This is a genomic window from Halomonas sp. V046 (genome assembly GCF_052645355.1).
Genome location: NZ_JBQXYF010000001.1, coordinates 281,440 through 303,042, shown reverse-complemented (window position 1 = coordinate 303,042; position 21,603 = coordinate 281,440). Strand labels below are relative to the sequence as shown.

Genomic DNA, 21,603 nt, shown 5'->3' with positions numbered 1-21,603 from the left:
GGGAAGGCTCGGCGTTACAGGTCGTCCGCGGCCTGTATAATACCGATTCACCCCGTCGAGGACAGCGTGCAACATGGCCAAGCGATACGCATGGACGGCCCTGGCGGGCCTCGCCACCACTAGTCTGCTCAACGCGCCCCTGTGGGCGGCACCGCCGCAGGCGCTGCCGGCCAACCAATTGGACTGGCGCCCCTGGGGCGAGGACCGTCCCCGCGGTGAAGTGTGCCGCGGCTATTACGTGCAGCCCGAATACCGCTTGCCGGCGCCGGCCATCGATGGCCAGGTCAACAGCGAATCGAACACCGCCAATTACGGCACCGATGGCGAGACGATCCTCGAGGGCGAGGTATTGCTGCGCCGCGGCGATACCCAGCTTGCCGCGCCGCGAGTGCAGGTGCCCGCCGAGCGCGATGTGGCCAACGTCAGTGGCCCGCTGGAGCTGCGCGACAACAATCTGCTGGTGCGCGGCGATTCCGCCGCAGTATCGCTCAATAGCGATCAGGCCACTATCGAGTCGGCCCATTACGTGGCCCACGAGCAGCGCCTGCGTGGCGATGCGGCTCAGCTTGAGCGCGTCAGCGATAACGTCTTTCGCCTGCGCGAAGCCAGCTTCACGACCTGTGATCCCGGGGACAGCACCTGGCGCCTGGTGGGCAACGATATCCTGCTCGATCGCAATCAGGGCTTCGGTACCGCCAAGCATGCACGCCTGGAAGTGGGCGATGTGCCGGTGTTCTACTGGCCCTGGGTGCGCTTTCCTATCGATGAGCGTCGCCAGAGCGGCTTTCTGTGGCCTACGCTCGGCGTCTCCAACGGGGCCTTCGACTATGCCCAGCCCTATTACTTGAACCTGGCGCCGAACTACGACGCCACGATCACGCCGCGCTATGTCTCCGAGAGCGGCCTTCTGCTCGGCGCCGAATTCCGCTACCTGTTGCCCACCGATCGCGGCATCCTCGAGGGTGCCTATCTGGGGGACGACAAGAGTGCCGGAGATGACGATTCCACCACCGAGCTGGAGGATGGCGACGAGCGCTGGTACTTCGATTACAGCCACTATGGCCGCTTCAGTGCGCGGGTGCCCTACACCCTGCGTTACGGGGCCGCCAGCGACGGCGCCTACTTCGATGACTTCGGCCGCACCTTCGGCGAGGCCAGCGTCGACAGCATGGCGCGCCTGGCGCAGATCGACTATCGCGGCAGCACCTGGAATCTACAGGCCAAGGCCCAGGGCTATCAGTTGCTCGACGATCCCGTCGACGAAGGCGACAAGCCGTTCTATCGCCTGCCGAGTCTGACCGCCAACGGTCGCTGGTCGCAGGACACCGGGCTCTACCAGGAGTGGAACTCCAACGCCACTTACTTCTGGCGCGACATCGAAGGCGACGAAAACGGGCTTTACGATTTCGACGGTGGTCAGCGCCGCGTGCCGCTAACCGAAGCCGCCAACGGGGCGCGGGTGACGCTGGCCCCGGCGCTTGGCCTGCGCCTCGATCCGAGTTGGGGCTTCTTCGAGCCTCGGGTGGTGCTCAACCACACCGAATACGATCTGGATTACCAGGAGCGCAACACCGATCGCAGCGAGAGCCCGAGCATGACGTTGCCGATCACCAGCGTCGATGCCGGGCTGGTCTTCGAGCGTGACTTCGCCCTCGGTGGCGACGACTTCCGCCAGACCCTCGAGCCGCGGCTGAACTACGCCTATGTGCCCGAGCGCGATCAGGTCGAATTCCCGGACTTCGATACCTCGGAACTGGCGTTTTCCTGGAATCAGCTGTGGTCACCCTACCGGTTTTCCGGTGGCGATCGGATCGGTGACTTGAACCGTCTCTCCTACGGTGTCGACAATCGTTTCCTGGAGGACGACAGCGGGCGCGAGCGGCTGTCCATCGGTATTGGCCAGTCTGCCTACTTCGAAGATCGCAACGTCGACATCAACGGCGATCCCGACACCCTGCCGGCCAACGAGGACTCGTTCGACTACTACGAGGCGACGCGGGACCGCTCGCCCTGGGTCACGCGGATCAACTGGTCCATCACCGACAACTGGAGCACTCGCTGGCAGTGGCTGTACGACGACGAGAAGAGTCGTACCGAGAGCACCGGCCTTGGCGTCCAGTACCGCGCCGACGCGGGGCACGTGGTGAACTTTGGCTACCGCTGGCAGATCGAAGGCTTTGACAACGCCGACGACGCCGATGATCTGCGTAACTACAACCAGGAAGAGTACGACGTCTCGTTTGCCTACAAGGCCACCGACAGCGTCGATGTCATCGGTCGCCTGCTGTATGACAACACCAACGACCGTGCCCTCGACCAGATGGCGGGTGTGCAGTGGAACGACTGCTGCTATGGTGTGCAGCTGGTGTGGCGCGAGTGGATCGAAGACGAGGACACCGCGAACAACGTCGAGGATGACACCACCGATCGTGGCGTCTTCCTGCGCTTCGTGCTCAAGGGCTTGGGTGGCTTCGGTGGAGAGTCCGACACCTACTTCGAGTCGGCGGTGCCGGGGTATCGTCCCACCGCGCTGAACTGAGCCGCGCCGCGGACCATGGATTCCGGCCGAGGCGCTTGATCGCCTCGGCCGTCCCTCACCGGGATTGCCCGGTCATTGTGACAATGCCTATCGCCGTACAGAGGAAACACACTATGCGTAGCCGACACTTTGCCAGCCTGGCGCTGGCTGCATGCCTGGGCGTCACCGCCCTGGTGGCCGAGGCTCAAGACGGCTATCGCGAACCGCTCGACCGTATCGTCGCGGTGGTGAACGATGACGCCATCATGGCCACCCAGCTCGATGACCGGATCGCCCAGGCTCAAGGCCGTCTGAGTGCCAACGGCATGGATCTGCCGCCCGAGCAGGTCCTGCGCGAGCAGATTCTCGACCGCATGATCGTCGAGGAGATCGAGATCCAGCTGGCCGAAAAGATGAACCTGAGCGTCGATGACACCGAGCTCAATCGTCAGGTACGGGCGGTGGCGAGCCAGCAGGACATGAGCGTCGAGCAGTTCGCCGACGCCCTCGAAGGCCAGGGGCTGAGCCTGGGCGTGGTGCGCGAGCAGGTGCGCCGCGAGATGCTGATCATGAAGGTTCAGCAGGCCCAGGTGTCGAGCCGGGTGAATATCTCCGAGGCCGAGGTTGACCGTTTCCTCGAGCAGGAAGGCGCCGGCGCGACGCGGGACCAGGCGCGCCAGGCGATCTTCCAGCGCAAGGCGGGGGACGAGTTGGAGAAGTGGGTCCAGGAAATTCGCGGCGAGGCCTTCGTCGACAACCGCCTCGACCAGGGCTAGTCCATGGCGCAAGCCTCGCCTTCGCCCCTGGTGGTCACCACCGGCGAGCCGGCCGGTATTGGCCCGGAGCTCGTGGTGATGCTGGCGGCGAGCCATGCCCTGGACTGGGTGGCGGTGGGTGACCCTGGCATGCTGCGCGCTCGCGCCGCGACCATCGGCGTAGACGTCGAGGTCGTGGAACTCACGCCAGGCGAGGTGCCGCCGGCGCCGAGGCTCGGGCGACTGCCCGTGTGGCCAGTGGCCCTGGCGGTGCCTAGCCAGCCCGGTGTGCTGGCGCCGGCCAATGCCGACTACGTGCTCGCGACTCTGGACCTGGCCGTGGCGGCGTGCCTCGACGGACGCGCCTCGGCGATGGTCACGGCGCCGCTGCACAAGGGCGTGATCCGCGACGCGGGGCACCTTAACTTCACCGGCCACACCGAGTACCTGCGAGATCTATGCGGTGCCGATGAGGTGGTCATGATGCTGGCCACCGACAGTGCCTTGCACGGCCGCGTGAGGGGCGTCGAGACGCCGCTTCGGGTCGCGCTTGCGACCACTCACCTGGCGTTATCCGAGGTTGCCGCCGCGATCACTCCCGAACGCCTCGAGCGGGTGCTGCGGATTCTCGATGCCGAGCTGCGGCGCTGGTTTGGCCTGACGGCGCCGCGCATCGCGGTGTGTGGGTTGAACCCTCATGCGGGAGAGGGCGGCCACCTGGGGCGTGAAGAGATAGAGATCATCGAGCCGGTGCTCGCGAGATTGATCGCCGAGGGCTTTATCCTTGACGGGCCGCTCCCTGCGGATACCCTGTTCACCCCGCGTCATCTTGACGGCGTCGACGCGGTGCTTGCCATGTACCATGACCAAGGGCTCCCGGTGCTCAAGTACTCGGGGTTCGGTCGGGGGGCCAATATCACCCTGGGCCTGCCGCTGGCGCGCACCTCGGTGGATCACGGTACCGCTCTGGATCTGGCCGGCCGTGGCCGTGCCGATCCCGGCAGCCTGGCGGTGGCCCTGGCGCTGGCATCCGACATGGCCGTGCGCGGACGGCTCGACTGAGCGGCCAGCTGCGGCGTGCCGGGGCGGCTACGCGGCGTGGCCATCGCGACTCAGCGTAGCGACAGGGATCTGTGTCGCGCCGGCGTTGCGCTTGATGTTGGCGTGCCCCGGGATCGTCGACGCCATTCCCTTCTCGCCCGCGCAGCGCTGATTCATCGATCCTGCACGAGACAAATCGAAAGGACCACTCAATGTCATCCCGTCCCACCGCGCACCGGGCTCGCAAGCGCTTCGGTCAAAATTTCCTGCGTGACCTTGGCATCATCTCGCGCATCGTTCGGTCCATCGGGGCCCGTCCTGGCGACCGTGTCGTCGAGATCGGCCCCGGCCAGGGTGCCCTGACCGAGCCGTTGCTGGTCGACACCGCCGGCCGTCTCGAGGTCATCGAGCTCGATCGGGACCTGATTCCCGGCCTGCGCGTCCAATTCTTCGATCAGCCAGACTTCGTGATCCACGAAGGCGATGCGCTGAAGATGGATTTCGTCGCTCTGCGTGGCGACGGTCAGCCGCTGAGAGTGGTCGGCAATCTGCCCTATAACATCTCGACGCCGCTGATCTCGCACCTGTTGCGGGCGGGTGACGCGGTTCTCGATATGCACTTCATGCTGCAGAAGGAAGTGGTCGATCGTTTGGCCGCACCGCCCGGTGGCAGTGAACGCGGACGCTTGTCGGTGCTGGCCCAGTACTTCTGTGATGTCGAGTCGCTGTTTGTGGTGCCGCCCGAGGCCTTTGTGCCGCAGCCCAAGGTGGACTCGGCCATCGTGCGACTGACGCCTCGGGCGCAGCGGACCTGCCAGGCCGACGATGAGGCGCTGTTGTTCGACGTGGTACGATCGGCCTTTGGCCAGCGGCGCAAGACGCTGCGCAACAACCTCAAGGGGCGCATCGAAGCAGACGCCCTGGACGCCCTCGGTATCGATCCGAGCCGGCGCCCTCAGACCCTGAGCGTGGAGGAGTTCGTGACGATTGCCAATGCCATCCATGCGGCGGACGCGAGTCCCGCAGGAGCCAGCGAATGAACGTCGTGACGTCCCCCGACCTGCGCGTCGATGTTCAGCCCGCCTATCAGGACGACGAATCGTCTCCATCGGAAGAGCGCTACGTCTTCAGCTACACCGTCACCGTGCATAACCACTCGGAGCGTAACGTGCAGCTGATGGCGCGTTACTGGAAGATCACCCAGACCAGTGGCCAGGTGCAGGAGGTGCGTGGTAAGGGAGTGGTCGGCAAGCAGCCGATGATCGGCCCGGGTCAGACGTTCCGTTACACCAGCCGCGCCATCCTCGATGGCCCGGTCGGGTTCATGGAGGGCGCTTATACCTGTGTCGATACCGCCAGCCAACGTCCCTTCGAAGTGGCCATCGAGGTGTTTCGACTGGCGACACCCAATCAGATTCACTGACGCCACCCAGCGTCAGGCCATGGAGCTTGCATGACCACCTACGCCATCGGCGATCTCCAAGGATGCCACGCCGAATTCATCGACCTGCTCGAGTGCCTGAGCTTCGATCCGCGTCGCGACCGACTGTGGTTGGCGGGGGATCTCGTCAACCGCGGGCCGGGCTCGCTGGACTGCCTGCGCAGCGTCAAGGACCTGGGCGCTGCGGTTCGTGTGGTGCTCGGCAATCACGATCTGCACTTGTTGGCCGTGGCACGTGGTGGTGCCTCGCTCAAGCACAAGGACACGCTGTCGGCGATTCTTGCGGCGCCGGACCGTGAGGCGTTGCTGGACTGGTTGCAGAGTCAGCCGCTAGCGTTGCGTGATGGCGATACGGTGATGACCCATGCGGGGCTGCCTCCGCAGTGGTCCCTGGCGCAGGCCGAGACGCTGGCGCAGGAGGTCGAGCAGGCCCTGGGGGCGGAAAACGCCGGCGCCTTTCTCGAGGCCATGTACGGCAACCGGCCGCGGCGCTTCAAGCCGGATCAGCGTGGCAATGATCGCCTGAGGGCGATCGTCAATACCGTTACCCGGATGCGCTTTATCGACGCCGACGGGCGGCTCGATTTCGACGCCAAGGAGGGGCTGGACCTCGCCCCCGATGGCTTCGCGCCCTGGTTTCAGTATCCCCGCGGCGATACCGCGCGCCTGGTGTTTGGCCACTGGGCGGCGCTGAATGGCACGACGCCGGGAAGTCGGGTCGATGCCGAGGCCCTGGATACCGGCTGTGTCTGGGGCGGCAGACTCACCGCCTTGAACCTCGACAGCGGCGAGCGCATCAGCGTGCCGAGTCGTCAGGCCGCCCCGCCCTGCGAGGCGCGCTGAACACGCCGGGCGTCGTTGTCGCTTGCCGACCACCGCCTTGCCTTGCCACCTTTCTCGCTTCCAATTGACAGGGGAACCCATGACACCCGCGTTTTCGCATCTGGACATCGACACCCTCGAACGCTGGCTCGACGATCACAGTGAGGTGACGCTGGTCGATATTCGCGATCCACAGAGCTTTGCTCAGGGGCATATTCCCGGCAGCCGTCACCTCGATAACGACAGTGCCACCGGTCTACTGGAACAAGTGCCGCGGCAGCGGCCTCTGGTGGTGGTCTGCTACCACGGCCATTCGAGTCAGCAGGCGGCCACGTGGCTGGCGTCCCAAGGCTACACGGATGTCTATAGTCTGGATGGTGGATTCACCACCTGGCAGCATCGCCTGCCATCCCGCGTGGCGGTGACCTGAGTCGTGTCGGAGCAACAGGACGCTTGCGCCGGCCTCGAGGTCTATCGGGTCGGTGGCGCCGTGCGCGATGCGCGGCTTGGTTGGCCGGTGAAGGACACGGACTGGGTCGTGGTCGGCGCCACCGCAGAGGACATGCGGCGTCGAGGCTTTCGCCCGGTGGGGCGTGACTTCCCGGTGTTTCTGCACCCGGAGTCCCATGAAGAATATGCTCTGGCACGCACCGAGCGAAAGTCCGGGCATGGCTATACCGGGTTCGTGGTGCACGCGAGTCCCGACGTTACCCTGGAAGAGGACCTCGAGCGCCGTGATCTGACCATCAACGCGATGGCAGAATCCACCGACGGTCGCTTGTGTGATCCTTTCGGTGGGCTCGCCGACCTCCAGGCCAGGCGCCTTAGGCATGTCAGCTCGGCCTTCGTCGAGGACCCGCTGCGGGTGCTGCGCACCGCCCGTTTCCTTGCGCGATACCACGAGCTCGGATTTACCATCGCCGAGGAGACCTGGGCACTGATGGCGGAGCTGGCCGCCAGCGGTGAACTGGCGCACCTGGTCGCCGAGCGGGTCTGGACCGAGACCGAGAAGGCGCTGGGCGAGCCGTCGCCGGCGGTCTATTTTCAGGCCCTCGAGGCGTGTGGCGCGCTACGGGTACTGATGCCGGAGCTGTCCAGCGGCCAGCGCGAGGCGTCCGTCGACGACGCGTCGGCGCCTCGTGCGGCGTGTGGGGCGCTAACCCGCATGACGCAGCTGCCCGAGGCCATGGCGCCGTCGCCACGCTGGCGCTGGGGGCGCCTGGTCGAGGCGCTGGGGGGCGAGGCGCGAGCGGCCCTCGCCGAGCGTTTGAAGTTGCCCAAGCGCTACCGCGAGAGCGGCGAGCAGCTCGCCCGCACTCGGGAGCTGCGGTTGGTGGTGCAGGGAGAGGGAGATCGCGGCACAGATCGCGGCACCGATCGAGAGGTAGCGGCGCTGATGGCGTGGTTCGAGGCGATCGATGGCTGGCGTCGCGGCGAGCGTGTGGCGCCGCTTGTGGCAATTCTCCACCAGGATTCGCCGTCATTGGCCGACGATGCCGACAGGGCTTTCAAGGCGGCACTCGGCGTTGAGCCGCGCGACCTGGTCGGTGAGGGCTTTCAAGGCGGCGCCTTGGGGCGTGAACTGTCCCGGCGCCGCTACCGTGCCATCGAGACGGCTCTGGCGTAAGGCGTCGAGGCGTCTGCCCCCAGGGCCGGTCGCGATGACGGCCCGCGCTCCCGAGTGCGTGGCAGGGGCGTTGGGTGGCTCAGTCGCGCGAGTTCAGTCGCGCGAGTTCAGTCGTGTGAACGCAGGGGGCGGTGTGGGGCAGGCGCAGTCCGTGCCAGTCGAAGTCCACCGGCCACAGCGCTTGAGCGTCGGCATCGAACGCCTGCCACAACTCGGTGTAGCGACGGCCATCCACCGGGTGGCGGGCGTCGGGCAGGATGTCGGCCAGTGGCCAGAGGACGAAGGCGTGGTGCAGGATCTCATCCCGCGGCAGTGCCACACCGCCGTGCACCCCGGTCGCGGCTCCCACCGTCAGGATATCCACATCGAGTGTGCGTGGGCTGAACTTGGGGCTGTGCTTGCGCCGGCCGTTGGCGAATTCCAGGCGCTTGCACCAGGCCTGCAGTTCCTCGACCGGCCAGTCGCTGGCGAACGCCACGACCAGGTTGTAGAAGTTGCGTCCATCCTCGAAGCCGACCGGCTCGCTTTCGAACACACGCGAAATCGCTACCTCGCCGAAGGTCGCCGAGAGCGCATCTAGGCAGGCACGGATATGCCGATCGCGTTCGATGTTGCTGCCGAGACTCAGGGTCACCAGTGCCATCAGTCGGCCTCCGGTACCTGGCCGCGTTCGATGGTGACGCCGACCGCGCGGGCATTGGGCACGGCGCCGGGCTTGCGCACGGTCAGGCGCAGCCAGGGGATCGAAAACTCGGCGCGCAGCATCGCCGCCAGGCGTTCGGCGAAGGTTTCCACCAGGGCGAAGTCGTGGCTGGCGGCGTAGTCGCCGATGCGCCGGCTGATGGCATCGTAGTCCAGCGTCTTGCTCAGATCGTCGTCGCTGGCGGCGGCGCGGATGTCCGTCGCCAGACACAGGTCCAGCGACAGGCGTTGCGTAATGGTGCGCTCCCAAGCGTAGACGCCGATGACGGTGTCCACCTCGAGCGCTTCGATGAGTACCTGGTCCATCGCGGATTCCCTGGCGGTTCGGCGGTGTGGCATGGAAGTCGAGGCGCTCGATTGTAACCGAGCCCCGGCGTCGGCGACAGGTTTCGGCTGTCCTCCCGCTGCGCGTACTGGCAAACTAAAGTTTCGCAAAGGCTTGAGGATGCCCCGTGGGTCAACACCTGGACGTGATACTGCCGCTGGCGGCGCTGGGGTACCTTAGCGGTACCTGGCTCGGCGCCATGACGGTGTGCCGGCTGTCCGGGTTGCCGGACCCGCGCCTGACCGGCTCCTGCAATCCGGGGTTCTCCAATGTCCTGCGCCTGCACGGCGTGCGCCCGGCGTTCGCTACGCTGGGCATCGACGCGGCGAAGGGGTGGCCGGTACTGGGGCTGGGGATGGTGCTGGGCATGCCCCCCTGGGGGCTCGGTGTGATCGGGCTCGGGGTGCTGCTGGGGCACTGCTATCCGGCCTGGTACCGTTTTCGCGGCGGCAAGGCGGTGGCCAGCGCCTTCGGCGTGATGCTGTTGCTGACGCCTGGCGTTGCCCTGGTCTCGGCGGTGGTCTGGGCGTTGCTTGCCTGGCGGGTACATACCGCTGCCGTGGCATCGCTCGCCAGCGCCACCCTGGCGCCCCTGGTCAGCCTATGGCTCGCGCCGGAGTTCGCCGTGGTGGTGCTGATCTTTGCCCTGCTGGTGCTGGCCCGCCATGCGATCAATATCGGTCGTCTGCAGCGGGGCGAAGAGCCGCGGCTGTAAGGGCTAGCCGCGGCGCGGCTCGGCCAGCTGATCCATCGGCCAGCGCGGTACCGCTTTCATCTGCCCCAGCGGGTCGCGCTCGCCGGCCTGCAAGCGCTGGGCGCCGGCGTAGGCGATCATGGCGCCGTTGTCGGTGCAGAACCGGCCCCGAGGGTAGTAGACCCTGGCGCCTTGCTTGGCGGTTTCTTGTTCGAGCTTGGCCCGCAGGCGGGTATTGGCGCTGACGCCGCCGGCAACGACCAGGCGCTTGAGGCCGGTCTGTTGCAGTGCTCGTCGGCACTTGATGGCGAGGGTATCGGCCACCGCTTCCTCGAAGGCGCGAGCGACATCGGCCCTGGCCTGGTCATCGAGCTGACCGGCCTGCTCGAGCTTGCGCACCGCGGTCAGGGTATGCGTCTTGAGGCCGGAAAAACTGAAGTCGAGCCCGGGCCGGTCGGTCATCGGCCTAGGAAAGCGCAGCCGCGTCGGGTCGCCGTGTTCGGCCAGGGCGGCGACCCTCGGGCCTCCGGGGTAATCGAGGCCGAGCATCTTGGCGGCCTTGTCGAAGGCTTCGCCGGCGGCATCGTCCACCGATTCTCCGAGCAGCGCGTAGGCACCGATGGCGTCGACGCGAACCAGCTGGGTATGGCCGCCGGAGACTAGCAAGGCGACGAAGGGGAAGGCCGGCGGCTCGTCCTCCAGCATGGGGGCCAACAGGTGTCCCTCCATGTGATGAACGCCCAGCACCGGAACGTTCAGCGCCCGCGCCATGCCGTGGGCGGTGCTGGCGCCTACCATCAGGGCGCCGACGAGCCCTGGGCCTGCGGTGTAGGCGATGGCGTCGATGTCGCGACGGCTCATCTGGGCCTCGGCCAGCACCTCGCTGATCAGCGGCAGCAAGCGACGAGTGTGGTCGCGGGAGGCCAGTTCTGGCACCACGCCGCCGTAGTCGGCGTGCATGGCGATCTGACTGTGCAGGGCGTCGGCCAGCAGGCCGCGCTCGGTGTCGAACAGGGCGACGCCGGTCTCGTCGCAGGAGGTCTCGATGCCTAGTACGCGCATGGGTTGGCTCGGTGAAGCGGGAAAGCCCGCTATTCTACGCGCTTTCGCTCGCCCATGGCAGGTCCCCCGGGGGCAGGTGGCGGCGCCGGTGTCGGTGTCGGGAGGGGCGATAGGGAGAGGCGAGGGAGGGGCGATACGAAGGGGCGATAGGGGACGGCGATGGAGCGCGCTGTGCAAGCCGATTGCGGAAACGATTTGCATGGCGCTCGATCGACGTCTAGAATATTGTGCGCTGTAAGACTGGGTCGTGCGCCCAGGGTCTCATGTTCCCCATCCGCAGCCGACACCGGGTCTTCCCAGGGGTTGTCTGCGTTGGGGTATTGGCCTTGAAGGGGTACGTACAAACCGAACTCAAGTTACCCAAGGTAGGTGAGTGCTTAATGCCTTCTGTCAAAGTACGTGATAACGAGCCGTTTGACGTCGCACTGCGTCGCTTCAAGCGTTCCTGTGAAAAAGCCGGCGTTCTGTCTGAGGTTCGTCGTCGTGAGCAGTACGAGAAGCCGACCGCAGAGCGCAAGCGCAAGGCCGCTGCCGCTGTCAAGCGTCACGCCAAGAAGCTCCAGCGCGAGCGCAAGCGTTTCGAACGGCTCTATTGATCCGTACTTGAGCCGAGATGGCTTGCCAGCCTCGGTTCAGGAGGACGCCAAGCGGCCGCCATTTGGTGGCCGCTTGTTTTTGTCTCTTCTGTTTTTTCGACGTGCCCGCCGTCTTCTCCGTTCGTTCGTCGTGTGAGGTGTTTTCCGGATGGCCGGTCAGATTCCGCAGCGCTTTATCGATGATCTCCTGGCCCGCGTCGATGTCATCGAAGTGGTGGGGGAGCGCGTCAAGCTGAAAAAGGCCGGACGCAACCACTCCGGACTGTGCCCATTTCACCAGGAGAAGAGCCCCTCGTTCACCGTGAGTGCCGACAAGCAGTTCTATCACTGCTTCGGCTGTGGGGCCCATGGCAACGCGCTGCGCTTCTTGATGGAGTACGACAAGCTGCGTTTCCCCGAGGCGGTGGAGCAGCTGGCGTCGAGGCTCGGACTGGAGGTGCCCCGGGAAGGGGCCGATGATCCTCGCGCCCAGGCGCGGGAAAAGAAGCGCAAGGAAGGCGTCAACCTGCTGGAGATGTCGGCCAGTTTCTTCCGTGAGCGGCTGAAGATGCCCGAGGGGCAGGCGGCGCGCGAGTACCTGGAGCGACGAGGGTTGTCCGGCGAGGTCCAGCAGACCTTCGGCATCGGCTATGCGCCGGGCCAGTGGGAGGCGCTCAAGCGCCACCTGGCAAGCCAGGGCGTGAGCGAGGCCGTTCAGGTGGAGTACGGCCTGCTGGTCAGCCATGAAGACAGCGGACGCACCTATGACCGCTTTCGCGACCGTGTGGTGTTTCCGATTCGCGATATCCGCGGGCGCACCCTGGGCTTCGGTGGTCGGGTCATGGGCGATGCCAAGCCCAAGTACCTGAACTCGCCCGAGACGCCGGTGTTTCACAAGGGGCGTGAGCTCTACGGGCTTTTTGAGGCGCGCCAGGCCAGTCATCGGTTGGAGCGACTGGTCATCGTCGAGGGCTACATGGACGTGGTGGCGCTGGCGCAGTTCGGTATTCGCAACGCGGTGGCGACACTGGGTACCGCCACCACCGAGGACCACCTGACCCGGCTGTTCCGCCTGGTGGGTGAGGTGGTGTTCTGTTTCGACGGCGACAATGCCGGCCGCAAGGCCGCGGCCAGGGCGCTGGAGACGGTGTTGCCGCAGATGATCGACGGCCGCCAGGCGCGCTTTCTGTTTCTGCCCGACGGCGAGGACCCGGATACGCTGGTGCGTCGAGAGGGGGCCGAGGCCTTCGAGGACCGCATCACTTGCGCCAGCCCGTTGTCGGAGTTTCTGTTCGATCATGCCGCCCAGGGGCGCGATTTAGCGCAACTCGAAGCCAGGGAGCGTTACGCCAGCCAGGTGCTGGCGGCCGTCGACAAGCTGCCGGAGGGGGTGCTCAAGTCACTGATGTTGACTGAGCTTTCGCGCCGCACCGGCGTCGACCAGGCGCGCTTCGAGGCGCTGTTGACGCGCCATGAGCCCGAGGCCGAGTTCCTCGAGCCGGATGTGGGGGCGGTGCCTGCGGATGCCGAGGCCGACTATTTTCACGGGCAGGGTCAGGGTGATGCGCGCCAGGCGTCCGGTGCGCCGCCGACCGCGGGCAGGCGACGCCGCTCCGGGGCCCTCGACTTGATGGGGCGCACCCTGCAGTTACTGGTACACGAGCCGCGCCTGGTGGAGCGCTTGCCGGCGGAGGACGAGTGGTGTCAGGGCGGCGACGACGCCCGGCTGTGCCGCGAGGTGATCGCCCTGCTCAGGGCGGGGCGCTATGCCAGTGCCCAGGTGCTGTTGATGCACTTTCACGGCAGCCAGGATGGGGAGCGGCTGGCGTACCTGGCCAAGCGCGAGCTGTTGATCCCGCCCGCGGCCCGGGCGGCGGAACTGGATGGGCTGGTCGAGTACTTTCGCCGTCACCAGCGTCGTCGTTCGCCTCAGGACGAGATGGATGCTCTGCTGGCCAAGGAACGCGGCGGGCAGCGCCTGTCGCGGGAAGAGCGCGAGCGTCTGATGGCGCTGTTGACCGAAATTCGCGGCTAGCTCGGTCGGGGCGAGAATGGGCCCGCCGGGCTGCGAGGGGGCGTCCAAGACGGCGTGTTACGACAACGGACGGCCACCCCAACGGACGGGCGACAAGAATCTGCGTGGAGACGCACCCCGAAAGGGTAAGTTTGTTGGCCAGGACGGCGACAATTTAGAGGTAGTGCTGGCGGTAGGGTTGAATTCTTTCCTACCATCACCATCTAAGAGGCATGCGTCCGGCGAGGGCGCAACCTGACAACCTAACACACCTGAATGACCGCGCAAATACACTCGGCTGGCAGAAATAGGCACATACCCGCTATACTGTTCGGCTTATCGAGTTTTCTTCGCCTTAATTTTCAGGTGCTTCATTCTTCTTCGTCGAGATAGGGTTTCTATGGCTGGAAATGCGCAGCAGCAGTCGCGTCTGAAGGAGTTGATCGCGCGCGGCAAGGAACAGGGTTACCTGACCTATGCCGAGGTCAACGACCACCTTCCCGAGGATATTGCCGACCCCGATCAGGTGGAAGATATCATCGGCATGATCAATGACATGGGTATCAGCGTCGTCGAAGAGGCTCCTGACGAAGATACCCTGATGATGTCGGATCACTCAACCGATGAATCCGCCGCCGAAGAAGCGGTCGCCGCGCTGGCCGCGGTGGAGAGCGATGTCGGTCGCACCACGGACCCCGTGCGCATGTACATGCGCGAGATGGGCACCGTGGAACTTCTGACCCGTGAGGGTGAGATCGAGATCGCCAAGCGCATCGAGGAGGGCACCCGCGAGGTCATGACCGCGCTGGCGTATCTGCCCGGTGCCGTCGACTCCATCCTTGCCGCCTACGATGCGACCCAGGACGAAGAAGCCCCTGGCCGTCTGTCGGACTTGTTCTCCGGATTCATCGATCCTGACGAAGGTATCCCCGGTGTTGCCGAGGCCGAAGTCCCCGAGGTCGATGAAGAGGCCAGCGCCGCCGAGGGCGATGAAGACGACGAAGAAGAAGACGATTCCGGTGGCGGGCCCGATCCGGAGGAGGCGCGTGCGCGCTTCGAGCAGATTCGCGAGCAGAGCGCCGCTGCCGATGCTGCCATCGCCGCTCACGGTCGCAAGTCACCCGAGGCCAAGGAGGAGCTGGCGCGCCTGGCCGAGCTGTTCTCACCGATCAAGCTCGTCCCCAAGCACTTCGAGCGCTTGGTCGGTCAGGTTCGGATCAGCGTCGAGCAGGTGCGGGCTCAGGAAAAGGCCGTGATGCAGTTGCTGGTCAAGAAGGCCAAGGTGCCGCGCAAGACCTTCATCAAGGCGTTTCCCGGCAACGAATCGCGTCTTGACTGGCTCGATGACTTTGTCGCCGGCAACGCTCGCTACGCCGATCGCGTTCAGGAGTTGCGGTCCGACGTGCAGCGTGCCCAGCGCAAGATCGCCTTCGAAGAAGAAATGATTCGGCTGGTGGTCGGCGAGATCAAGGAAGTCAACCGTAAGCTGTCCATCGGTGAGGCCAAGGCGCGCCGGGCCAAGAAGGAAATGGTCGAGGCCAACCTGCGTCTGGTGATCTCGATCGCCAAGAAGTACACCAACCGCGGCCTGCAGTTCCTGGACCTGATTCAGGAGGGCAATATCGGTCTGATGAAGGCGGTGGACAAGTTCGAGTATCGTCGCGGCTACAAGTTCTCGACCTATGCCACCTGGTGGATTCGTCAGGCGATCACTCGCTCGATCGCCGACCAGGCGCGTACCATCCGTATCCCGGTGCACATGATCGAGACCATCAACAAGCTCAACCGCGTATCGCGGCAGATGCTTCAGGAGATGGGGCGCGAGCCGACGCCGGAAGAGCTCGGTGAGCGTCTCGAGATGCCCGAGGACAAGGTGCGCAAGGTGCTCAAGATCGCCAAGGAGCCGATCTCCATGGAGACGCCCATCGGTGACGACGATGACTCTCACCTGGGTGACTTCATCGAAGATGCCACCATGGTGCTGCCGATCGACTCGGCCACCGGCGAGGGCCTGATCGAGGCGACGCGCAATGTGCTGGGCGGCCTGACGGCGCGCGAGGCCAAGGTGCTGCGCATGCGCTTCGGCATCGACATGAACACCGACCACACCCTCGAGGAAGTCGGCAAGCAGTTCGATGTCACCCGCGAGCGCATTCGTCAGATCGAGGCCAAGGCGCTACGCAAGCTGCGTCATCCGACCCGTTCGGAGCCGCTGCGCTCGTTCCTTGACGAGTAGCCTCGACGAGTAGCCTCGACGAGTCGCGACGCCGCCGAGGCTCATCGCCGGGTTCATGCGGCAAACAAGACGACGTACCATGACAACGCCCGCTGGTCATTCAGCGGGCGTTGTCGTGTCTGGGCTCAGTGCCGTCAAGGTTCTCGGTGTTCCCACGGAAGTGCCTTGGGGGAGCATGGGGGGCGAGCGAGAGGCGCGCACGAACCCCGGTGGCACGAGGTAGCGAGGGGAGCCGGCGAGGGGTAGAGCAGGGAGCGCAGCCGAGTGCTCTGGTTCCTTGCGGGTGCCCCCTGGTCAGGTTTTTTTGTGTCGCGTTTCTCGCGGGACGGTTTCTTGCGGCCGGGCTGACGTGCTGGGCCGGTGAGAGCGGCTCAGCCCCGGGCGCGCCGGCGCACCCACAGCACCAGTTCCACCATGGCGAAGAACAGCAGGGTGTAACCGAACAGTTCGGTGACTTCCTCCGCCGCATCCTTGAAGACGCGAACGTAGCTTTCGGCCAGCAGGGTCTCCCACATCTCGCCCCGGCCATACAGACGTGAGAAGGCGAAGGTGCCCAGGAAACCCGCGGCGAACAGGCCGAAGGAAAAGCTTTCGACGAAGCCTTCGAACTCGCGCACGAACGCCTGGCGCCGCCGGATCACCGCATAGAGAATCGGTAACAGCAGCAGGGTGACCAAGGTTTGCCAGGCGCCATCGAACACATAGGCGTCCAGGAAGGCATCCTGTTCACGGATCAGGGCCGCGCCGAGCAGGCCAATCATCAGCAATGTCACGTGGGGCAATCCGCCGAGTCCGTGGCGGGCGTAGATCAGAAGGCCACAGGACAGCGCGAGAAGAAGCGATTGCATCGACTCGGTGAAGCCGATTTCGGTAAACCGAAATGCCGCCGGGGCTGTGGTTTCCAGCAGTACACCCTGCATGATGGCGCCGATCGTCAACAGGTAGATCAGGGCGCGAACGCAGGTGGCGCGAAAGCTGATGGCGGGGGGGGGCTGCGAAGGGGTATTGAGCATCCTTCTCAATCTCCGGAAGGCGTTTATCAGCGCTCGATTATACCTTCTGATGCCTATCCGTGTCCGGGATTTCCCGGGGTATTTGACCGATTGCGCGAAGAGGTAATGTTCATGCCCGATGCCGACGAAGATGCGTTGCCGGGGAGGAAGAAGGTGAGGCCGCGTCGGCTCCGTTCTCGGCCGCCAGCCCTTCTTTCAGCGCGCGCCACGCCCTACTTCTTCGGCGATCCAGTCGTGCACCGCACGCACCCGACGGTCGTCCAGGGCGCCTGGCGCGTGAACGATGCCGTAGTGTTTACCGGTATCTACCCGGGCGCGAAAGGGGGCGATCAGTGCGCCGGTGTCGAGCTCGCTGGTGATCAGTGTCTCGCGTGCGATCGCGACCCCCATGCCGGCGATGGCGGCTTCCATGGTCAGGTGGTTGCGATTGAATGTATAGCCACGCTCCAGGTTGATCGACGGCGCGCCGATGGCCGACAGGTAGTGGTGCCACTCGCCGTAGTCAAGGCTCCCGCGCCAGGCTGTCACGTCATGCAGCAGCGGGTACCAGGCGAGATCCCCGGGACGGCGCAGGGGTGGGCGCCCCTTGAGCAGCCCCGGCGAGCACACCGGAAAGATGCGTTCTTCCATCAGCGGGGTGATGGCAAGGCCCGGGTAGTGACCGTCGTTGAGGTCGATGGCCAGGTCGAAGTCGCCGTCGCGCAGAGAGATGTTGCTGTCTTCCGCCGTTACATGGAGCTCGATATCGGGGAAGCGGGCCTGGAGGCGGGGCAGCCGCGGCATCAGCCACTTGTTGAGAAATGATGGTACCGAGCGCAAGCGGATCACGCCGCTCATCACACCACTGCGTAGGCGGCGCACCTCGAGCCCGACCGATTGATAGGCCTCTTCTACCACCGCTGCCAGGCGTCGACCCTCGTCGGTCAGCTCCAGGCGGCGCGGTAGGCGCCTGAACAGCTTGAACCCGAGGCGATCCTCGAGCTGCTTGATCTGCTGGCTGACCGCCCCGGTGGTGACGTGAAGCTCTTCCGCGGCCCGGGTGAACGACAGGTGGCGGGCGCTGACGGCAAAGCCCTTCAGCCAGGCGTGGGTCTGGGCGTTGAGGTATCGGCTCATGGCATATCGCTTGGTGGAAAGAGAGGAAAGGCCGCTTGGTTTAGCTGAGCTATAGTGAAGGAGAGATATTCTCCCTTGTCGCCCGGGGTCATCACGACCAGCATAGTGACAAACGCCTGGGCGTGAGAGAAGGGGTTTAGTCAAATTGACCCGTTGTGCTTTGTTTTACCTCCCAGCGACCCAGGCGCCTCCCTTTTTTGTGCTTCTTCGACTCGCGAGGATTCCATGGCCATCAGCGTCTTCGACCTCTTCAAGATCGGCATCGGGCCGTCCAGTTCCCATACCGTGGGACCCATGCGCGCCGCCTATGATTTCGTCGAAGCGCTGCGCCATGATGATCTGCTGGAGCGGGTCGCTGGTATCGAAATCCATCTGTACGGGTCGCTGTCCGCCACCGGCAAGGGACATGGCACCGATCGTGCAACGGTGATGGGCCTGCTCGGCGAGCGCCCCGATCGCATCGATCCGGCCGTCGTTGGTCCCTGCATCGAGGAGTTGCTCGAGAGCCAGGTGCTGCTGCTCGATGGCCGCATCGCGGTGCCTTTTGTCTGGGCGCGAGACCTCCAGTGGCACGACGAGAGCCTGCCCTACCACCCTAATGCCATGACCCTGATCGCCAAGGGGCACGGTGACGAGTTGACGCGCGAGACCTACTACTCGGTGGGTGGCGGCTTCGTCGTCGACGAGGCCCAGGCGCGCAGCGGGGAGCTCGATGCCGACACCACCGCCTTGCCTTATGACTTTAACAGCGGTGCCGAGCTGATGGCTCTGTGCCGTCTGCACGGTCTGTCGATCAGCGAACTGATGCTGGAAAACGAGAAGGCCTGGCGCTCCGAGGCGGAGGTGCGAGAGGGGCTGTGGGATATCTGGCAAGCCATGTGCGCCTGCGTCGAGCGCGGGGTCGAGGCCGAGGGCATCCTGCCGGGCGGGCTCGAAGTCCGGCGTCGTGCCGCCGCCTTGTATCGTCGGCTGGCCTCCATGTCCGATGACAAGGGCTTGATCGCCTCGACCTTTTCGGCCATGGACTGGGTCAATGTCTATGCGCTGGCGGTCAATGAGGAGAATGCTGCCGGTGGTCGCATGGTCACCGCACCGACCAATGGCGCAGCCGGCATCATTCCGGCGGTGCTGCACTATTACATGAAATTTCAGCCCGGCGCCTGCGAGAAAGACGTGGTCAACTTCCTGCTGACCGCCGGGGCCGTCGGCATCCTGTGCAAGAAGAACGCCTCTATTTCCGGTGCCGAGGTCGGTTGTCAGGGCGAAGTCGGTTCGGCCTGTGCGATGGCCGCGGCGGGACTGGCCGAGGTCATGGGGGCCAGCGTACCCCAGGTGGAAAATGCCGCCGAGATCGGCCTTGAACATAACCTTGGGCTGACCTGCGACCCGGTCGGCGGTCTGGTTCAGGTGCCCTGTATCGAGCGTAATGCCATCGCCTCGGTGAAGGCGATCAACGCCGCTTTGATGGCGTGCCGCGGTGACGGTGAGCATTTCATCTCGTTGGACAAGGCGATTCGGACCATGCGCGATACCGGCGCCGACATGCAGGACAAGTACAAGGAAACCTCCCGCGGCGGACTCGCCGTCAACGCCATCGAGTGTTGACCCGCCACTCGGCAAGACTCGGGCGCGCCGATTCCGGTGCCGTTCCCGGTATGTCGCCAGCGATCACCGCCCCACACCAAGCGACCCAGTGCCCGTCAGGGACTGGGTCGTTTGCGTTGTATTGCTAAGCAACCTATTGAAATCCTGGTTCTACGCCATTGGTCGAGTTCGCCAACTTGGCAGTTGTCAGTGGGTTTTTTGTCCTCTAGCTTACGTAAACGTAAAGCGAGAGTTAGTCGATCTGCTGGCAGCATGACAGTGGCGAATTGCCCAGAGATGGCGAAGAGATTCCTGACAATAACAAGACGGGATCGGCTGTGGGAGACCGGCATCGGCCGCACCGCCATCGCACTGTCGAGGGCTCGGCACGGCCGAGCTAGGCCCAGGGCCCCCGCCGGCCCTCGCGCCACGACCACCACGCGGCGACGACGAAGGCACAACCACAACAACAAGGGAATCGCCCCGGCGGTTCCGAGGACGGCACATGACTCAGGAGTACGTGCTCGAGACGCGCGGGCTGACCAAGGAGTTTCGCGGCTTCACCGCCGTCGATAGCGTCGATCTCAAGGTCAGCGAGGGCCACATCCATGCCCTGATCGGCCCCAATGGCGCCGGCAAGACCACCGTCTTCAACCTCTTGACCAAGTTTCTGCCGCCTACTCGCGGCGAGATTCTCTACCGTGGCAAGCCGATCACCCGGATGCGGGCCAACGAGATCGCTCGGCTGGGCCTGGTGCGATCGTTCCAGATCTCGGCGGTCTTCGGGCACATGACCGCGCTCGAGAACGTGCGCGTCGCGCTGCAGCGCAAACTCGGTACCTCGTTCCACTTCTGGAAGCCCGTCAGCTCGTTGGATCACTTGAACGCACGGGCGATGGAGCTGCTTGATCAGGTGGGGCTGGCGGACGCTGCCGATACCATGACCGTCGAGCTACCGTACGGGCGCAAGCGTGCTCTGGAAGTGGCGACCACCCTGGCACTGGACCCTACCGTGATGCTGCTTGATGAGCCGACACAAGGCATGGGCGCCGAAGATGTCGATCGCATCGTCGAGTTGATCCGGCGGGTCTCCCAAGGGCGCACCGTGCTGATGGTCGAACACAACTTGAGCGTGGTCAGCCGTCTATGTGACCGCATCACCGTACTTGCCCGTGGGGCGGTGCTGGCCGAGGGGGACTATGCGGCGGTCTCGGCGGATCCCGCGGTCCGCGAAGCCTACATGGGCAGCGCCGCCGATGATGATCATGGTGGGCACCCACCGCCTGCCGACCACGGTCGTGACCACAGCCAGGAGGCCGAGGCATGAGTGAGAGCGTATCTCCCCAGGCGGCGAGGGCGGTTCGCCCGGCGCCCGCCGATGACATGCTCAGGGTGACCGATCTGCACGCCTTCTATGGCGAGTCGCATATTCTGCACGGCGTCGATCTCGAGGTGAAACGCGGCGAACTGGTGACGCTGCTGGGGCGCAATGGTGCCGGTCGCAGCACCACGCTCAAGGCGATCATGAACATGGTCGGGCATCGCAGTGGCTCCATCGTCATCGACGGTCAGGAGACCCTGGCCATGAAGCCCCATCACATTCCGCGCCTCGGGGTTGGCTACTGCCCGGAGGAGCGCGGCATCTTTGCCAGCCTCGATGTCGAAGAGAACCTGTTGCTGCCGCCCACGGTGCGTTCCGGCGGCATGAGCCTCGACGCGATCTACGCCATGTTCCCCAACCTGTTTGAGCGTCGTCGCAGCCAGGGCACCCGGCTGTCCGGTGGCGAACAGCAGATGTTGGCAATGGCGAGGATCCTGCGCACCGGCGCCGATATTCTGCTGCTCGACGAGATCACCGAGGGTCTGGCGCCGGTCATCAACGACAAGCTCGCCGAGGTATTGCTGCGCCTCAAGTCGCTGGGCATGACCATCGTGCTGGTGGAGCAGAACTTCCGCTTCGCCGCCCCTCTGGCCGACCGCCACTTCGTGATGGAGCACGGTCGCATCATCGACACCATCGAGGCCGCGGATCTCGATGCCCGTCGGGACCACCTGAATGCCTTGCTCGGTGTTTAGCA

The 21,603-nt window shown here is 64.9% G+C and carries 20 protein-coding genes; 15 read left to right on the top strand and 5 right to left on the bottom strand.

The window, feature by feature from the left end; all coding sequences use genetic code 11:
• Window positions 1-73 precede the first annotated feature (73 nt).
• The 8 genes from ACUN9Y_RS01285 (at window position 74) to ACUN9Y_RS01250 (ending at window position 8,204) form a co-directional block, all read left to right on the top strand.
• A complete protein-coding gene (locus ACUN9Y_RS01285) occupies window positions 74-2,539 on the top strand; it encodes an LPS-assembly protein LptD (RefSeq protein ID WP_445458868.1) in 2,466 nt (821 codons plus the stop codon).
• Window positions 2,540-2,652: 113 nt separating this feature from the next.
• The gene (locus tag ACUN9Y_RS01280) at window positions 2,653-3,294 is read left to right on the top strand and encodes a SurA N-terminal domain-containing protein (protein ID WP_445458867.1); all 642 of its coding nucleotides are present in this window, start codon (window positions 2,653-2,655) and stop codon (window positions 3,292-3,294) included.
• A 3-nt stretch (window positions 3,295-3,297) separates the two neighbouring features.
• Window positions 3,298-4,335 (top strand): 4-hydroxythreonine-4-phosphate dehydrogenase PdxA, encoded by a 1,038-nt coding sequence (gene pdxA, locus ACUN9Y_RS01275; protein WP_445458866.1) that lies wholly within the window; start codon window positions 3,298-3,300, stop codon window positions 4,333-4,335.
• A 191-nt stretch (window positions 4,336-4,526) separates the two neighbouring features.
• Window positions 4,527-5,354 carry a 16S rRNA (adenine(1518)-N(6)/adenine(1519)-N(6))-dimethyltransferase RsmA gene (rsmA, locus tag ACUN9Y_RS01270; protein WP_445458865.1) on the top strand — a complete coding sequence of 276 codons (828 nt, stop codon included), beginning with the start codon at window positions 4,527-4,529 and terminating at the stop codon, window positions 5,352-5,354.
• Window positions 5,351-5,737, top strand: coding sequence for a Co2+/Mg2+ efflux protein ApaG (apaG, locus tag ACUN9Y_RS01265; RefSeq protein WP_445458864.1), 387 nt, complete (start codon window positions 5,351-5,353; stop codon window positions 5,735-5,737). The genes rsmA and apaG overlap by 4 nt, the downstream gene beginning before the upstream one ends.
• Before the next feature lie 30 nt (window positions 5,738-5,767).
• A complete protein-coding gene (locus ACUN9Y_RS01260) occupies window positions 5,768-6,598 on the top strand; it encodes a symmetrical bis(5'-nucleosyl)-tetraphosphatase (RefSeq protein WP_445458863.1) in 831 nt (276 codons plus the stop codon).
• 79 nt (window positions 6,599-6,677) lie between these two features.
• Window positions 6,678-7,007 (top strand): thiosulfate sulfurtransferase GlpE, encoded by a 330-nt coding sequence (gene glpE, locus ACUN9Y_RS01255; protein WP_445458862.1) that lies wholly within the window; start codon window positions 6,678-6,680, stop codon window positions 7,005-7,007.
• Between the two features lie 3 nt (window positions 7,008-7,010).
• Window positions 7,011-8,204 (top strand): polynucleotide adenylyltransferase, encoded by a 1,194-nt coding sequence (locus ACUN9Y_RS01250; protein WP_445458861.1) that lies wholly within the window; start codon window positions 7,011-7,013, stop codon window positions 8,202-8,204.
• A 79-nt stretch (window positions 8,205-8,283) separates the two neighbouring features.
• On the opposite strand, the gene folK is transcribed toward ACUN9Y_RS01250, so the two are convergent.
• Together folK and folB are read right to left on the bottom strand one after the other, a co-directional pair.
• Window positions 8,284-8,847: a 2-amino-4-hydroxy-6-hydroxymethyldihydropteridine diphosphokinase gene (gene folK, locus ACUN9Y_RS01245; RefSeq protein WP_445458860.1), complete on the bottom strand. Its 564-nt coding sequence runs from the start codon at window positions 8,845-8,847 to the stop codon at window positions 8,284-8,286.
• Window positions 8,847-9,212 carry a dihydroneopterin aldolase gene (gene folB / locus ACUN9Y_RS01240; protein WP_445458859.1) on the bottom strand — a complete coding sequence of 122 codons (366 nt, stop codon included), beginning with the start codon at window positions 9,210-9,212 and terminating at the stop codon, window positions 8,847-8,849. Before folB ends, folK begins: the two co-directional genes overlap by 1 nt.
• A 146-nt stretch (window positions 9,213-9,358) precedes the next feature.
• Between folB and ACUN9Y_RS01235 the strand changes: the two genes are divergently transcribed.
• Complete coding sequence (locus ACUN9Y_RS01235) at window positions 9,359-9,946, top strand: glycerol-3-phosphate acyltransferase (RefSeq protein ID WP_445458858.1); 588 nt, start codon at window positions 9,359-9,361, stop codon at window positions 9,944-9,946.
• A 3-nt stretch (window positions 9,947-9,949) separates the two neighbouring features.
• Here ACUN9Y_RS01235 and tsaD read toward each other — a convergent pair whose 3' ends face one another.
• A complete protein-coding gene (gene tsaD / locus ACUN9Y_RS01230) occupies window positions 9,950-10,987 on the bottom strand; it encodes a tRNA (adenosine(37)-N6)-threonylcarbamoyltransferase complex transferase subunit TsaD (protein WP_445458857.1) in 1,038 nt (345 codons plus the stop codon).
• A 380-nt stretch (window positions 10,988-11,367) separates the two neighbouring features.
• On the opposite strand from tsaD, the gene rpsU reads away from it, so the two are divergent.
• The 3 genes from rpsU (at window position 11,368) to rpoD (ending at window position 15,812) form a co-directional block, all read left to right on the top strand.
• Entirely contained in the window at window positions 11,368-11,583 is a 216-nt protein-coding gene (gene rpsU / locus ACUN9Y_RS01225) for a 30S ribosomal protein S21 (protein WP_013333229.1), read from the top strand.
• Window positions 11,584-11,731: 148 nt separating this feature from the next.
• Window positions 11,732-13,597 carry a DNA primase gene (gene dnaG, locus ACUN9Y_RS01220; protein WP_445458856.1) on the top strand — a complete coding sequence of 622 codons (1,866 nt, stop codon included), beginning with the start codon at window positions 11,732-11,734 and terminating at the stop codon, window positions 13,595-13,597.
• Window positions 13,598-13,976: 379 nt separating this feature from the next.
• Window positions 13,977-15,812 carry an RNA polymerase sigma factor RpoD gene (gene rpoD / locus ACUN9Y_RS01215; RefSeq protein ID WP_445458855.1) on the top strand — a complete coding sequence of 612 codons (1,836 nt, stop codon included), beginning with the start codon at window positions 13,977-13,979 and terminating at the stop codon, window positions 15,810-15,812.
• A gap of 371 nt (window positions 15,813-16,183) precedes the next feature.
• Here the strand turns inward: rpoD and ACUN9Y_RS01210 are convergent, their stop codons facing one another.
• Both ACUN9Y_RS01210 and ACUN9Y_RS01205 read right to left on the bottom strand, forming a co-directional pair.
• Window positions 16,184-16,825, bottom strand: coding sequence for a hypothetical protein (locus ACUN9Y_RS01210; RefSeq protein WP_445458854.1), 642 nt, complete (start codon window positions 16,823-16,825; stop codon window positions 16,184-16,186).
• A 195-nt stretch (window positions 16,826-17,020) separates the two neighbouring features.
• On the bottom strand, window positions 17,021-17,941 hold the full coding sequence (locus tag ACUN9Y_RS01205; RefSeq protein ID WP_445458853.1) for a LysR substrate-binding domain-containing protein: 921 nt from the start codon (window positions 17,939-17,941) through the stop codon (window positions 17,021-17,023).
• Between the two features lie 225 nt (window positions 17,942-18,166).
• Here ACUN9Y_RS01205 and ACUN9Y_RS01200 point away from each other — a divergent pair, with 225 nt between their 5' ends.
• The 3 genes from ACUN9Y_RS01200 (at window position 18,167) to ACUN9Y_RS01190 (ending at window position 21,601) form a co-directional block, all read left to right on the top strand.
• Window positions 18,167-19,546: an L-serine ammonia-lyase gene (locus ACUN9Y_RS01200; protein WP_445458852.1), complete on the top strand. Its 1,380-nt coding sequence runs from the start codon at window positions 18,167-18,169 to the stop codon at window positions 19,544-19,546.
• A gap of 484 nt (window positions 19,547-20,030) precedes the next feature.
• The gene (locus tag ACUN9Y_RS01195; RefSeq protein ID WP_445458851.1) at window positions 20,031-20,852 is read left to right on the top strand and encodes an ABC transporter ATP-binding protein; all 822 of its coding nucleotides are present in this window, start codon (window positions 20,031-20,033) and stop codon (window positions 20,850-20,852) included.
• On the top strand, window positions 20,849-21,601 hold the full coding sequence (locus ACUN9Y_RS01190) for an ABC transporter ATP-binding protein (protein WP_445458850.1): 753 nt from the start codon (window positions 20,849-20,851) through the stop codon (window positions 21,599-21,601). Before ACUN9Y_RS01195 ends, ACUN9Y_RS01190 begins: the two co-directional genes overlap by 4 nt.
• Window positions 21,602-21,603 lie beyond the last annotated feature (2 nt).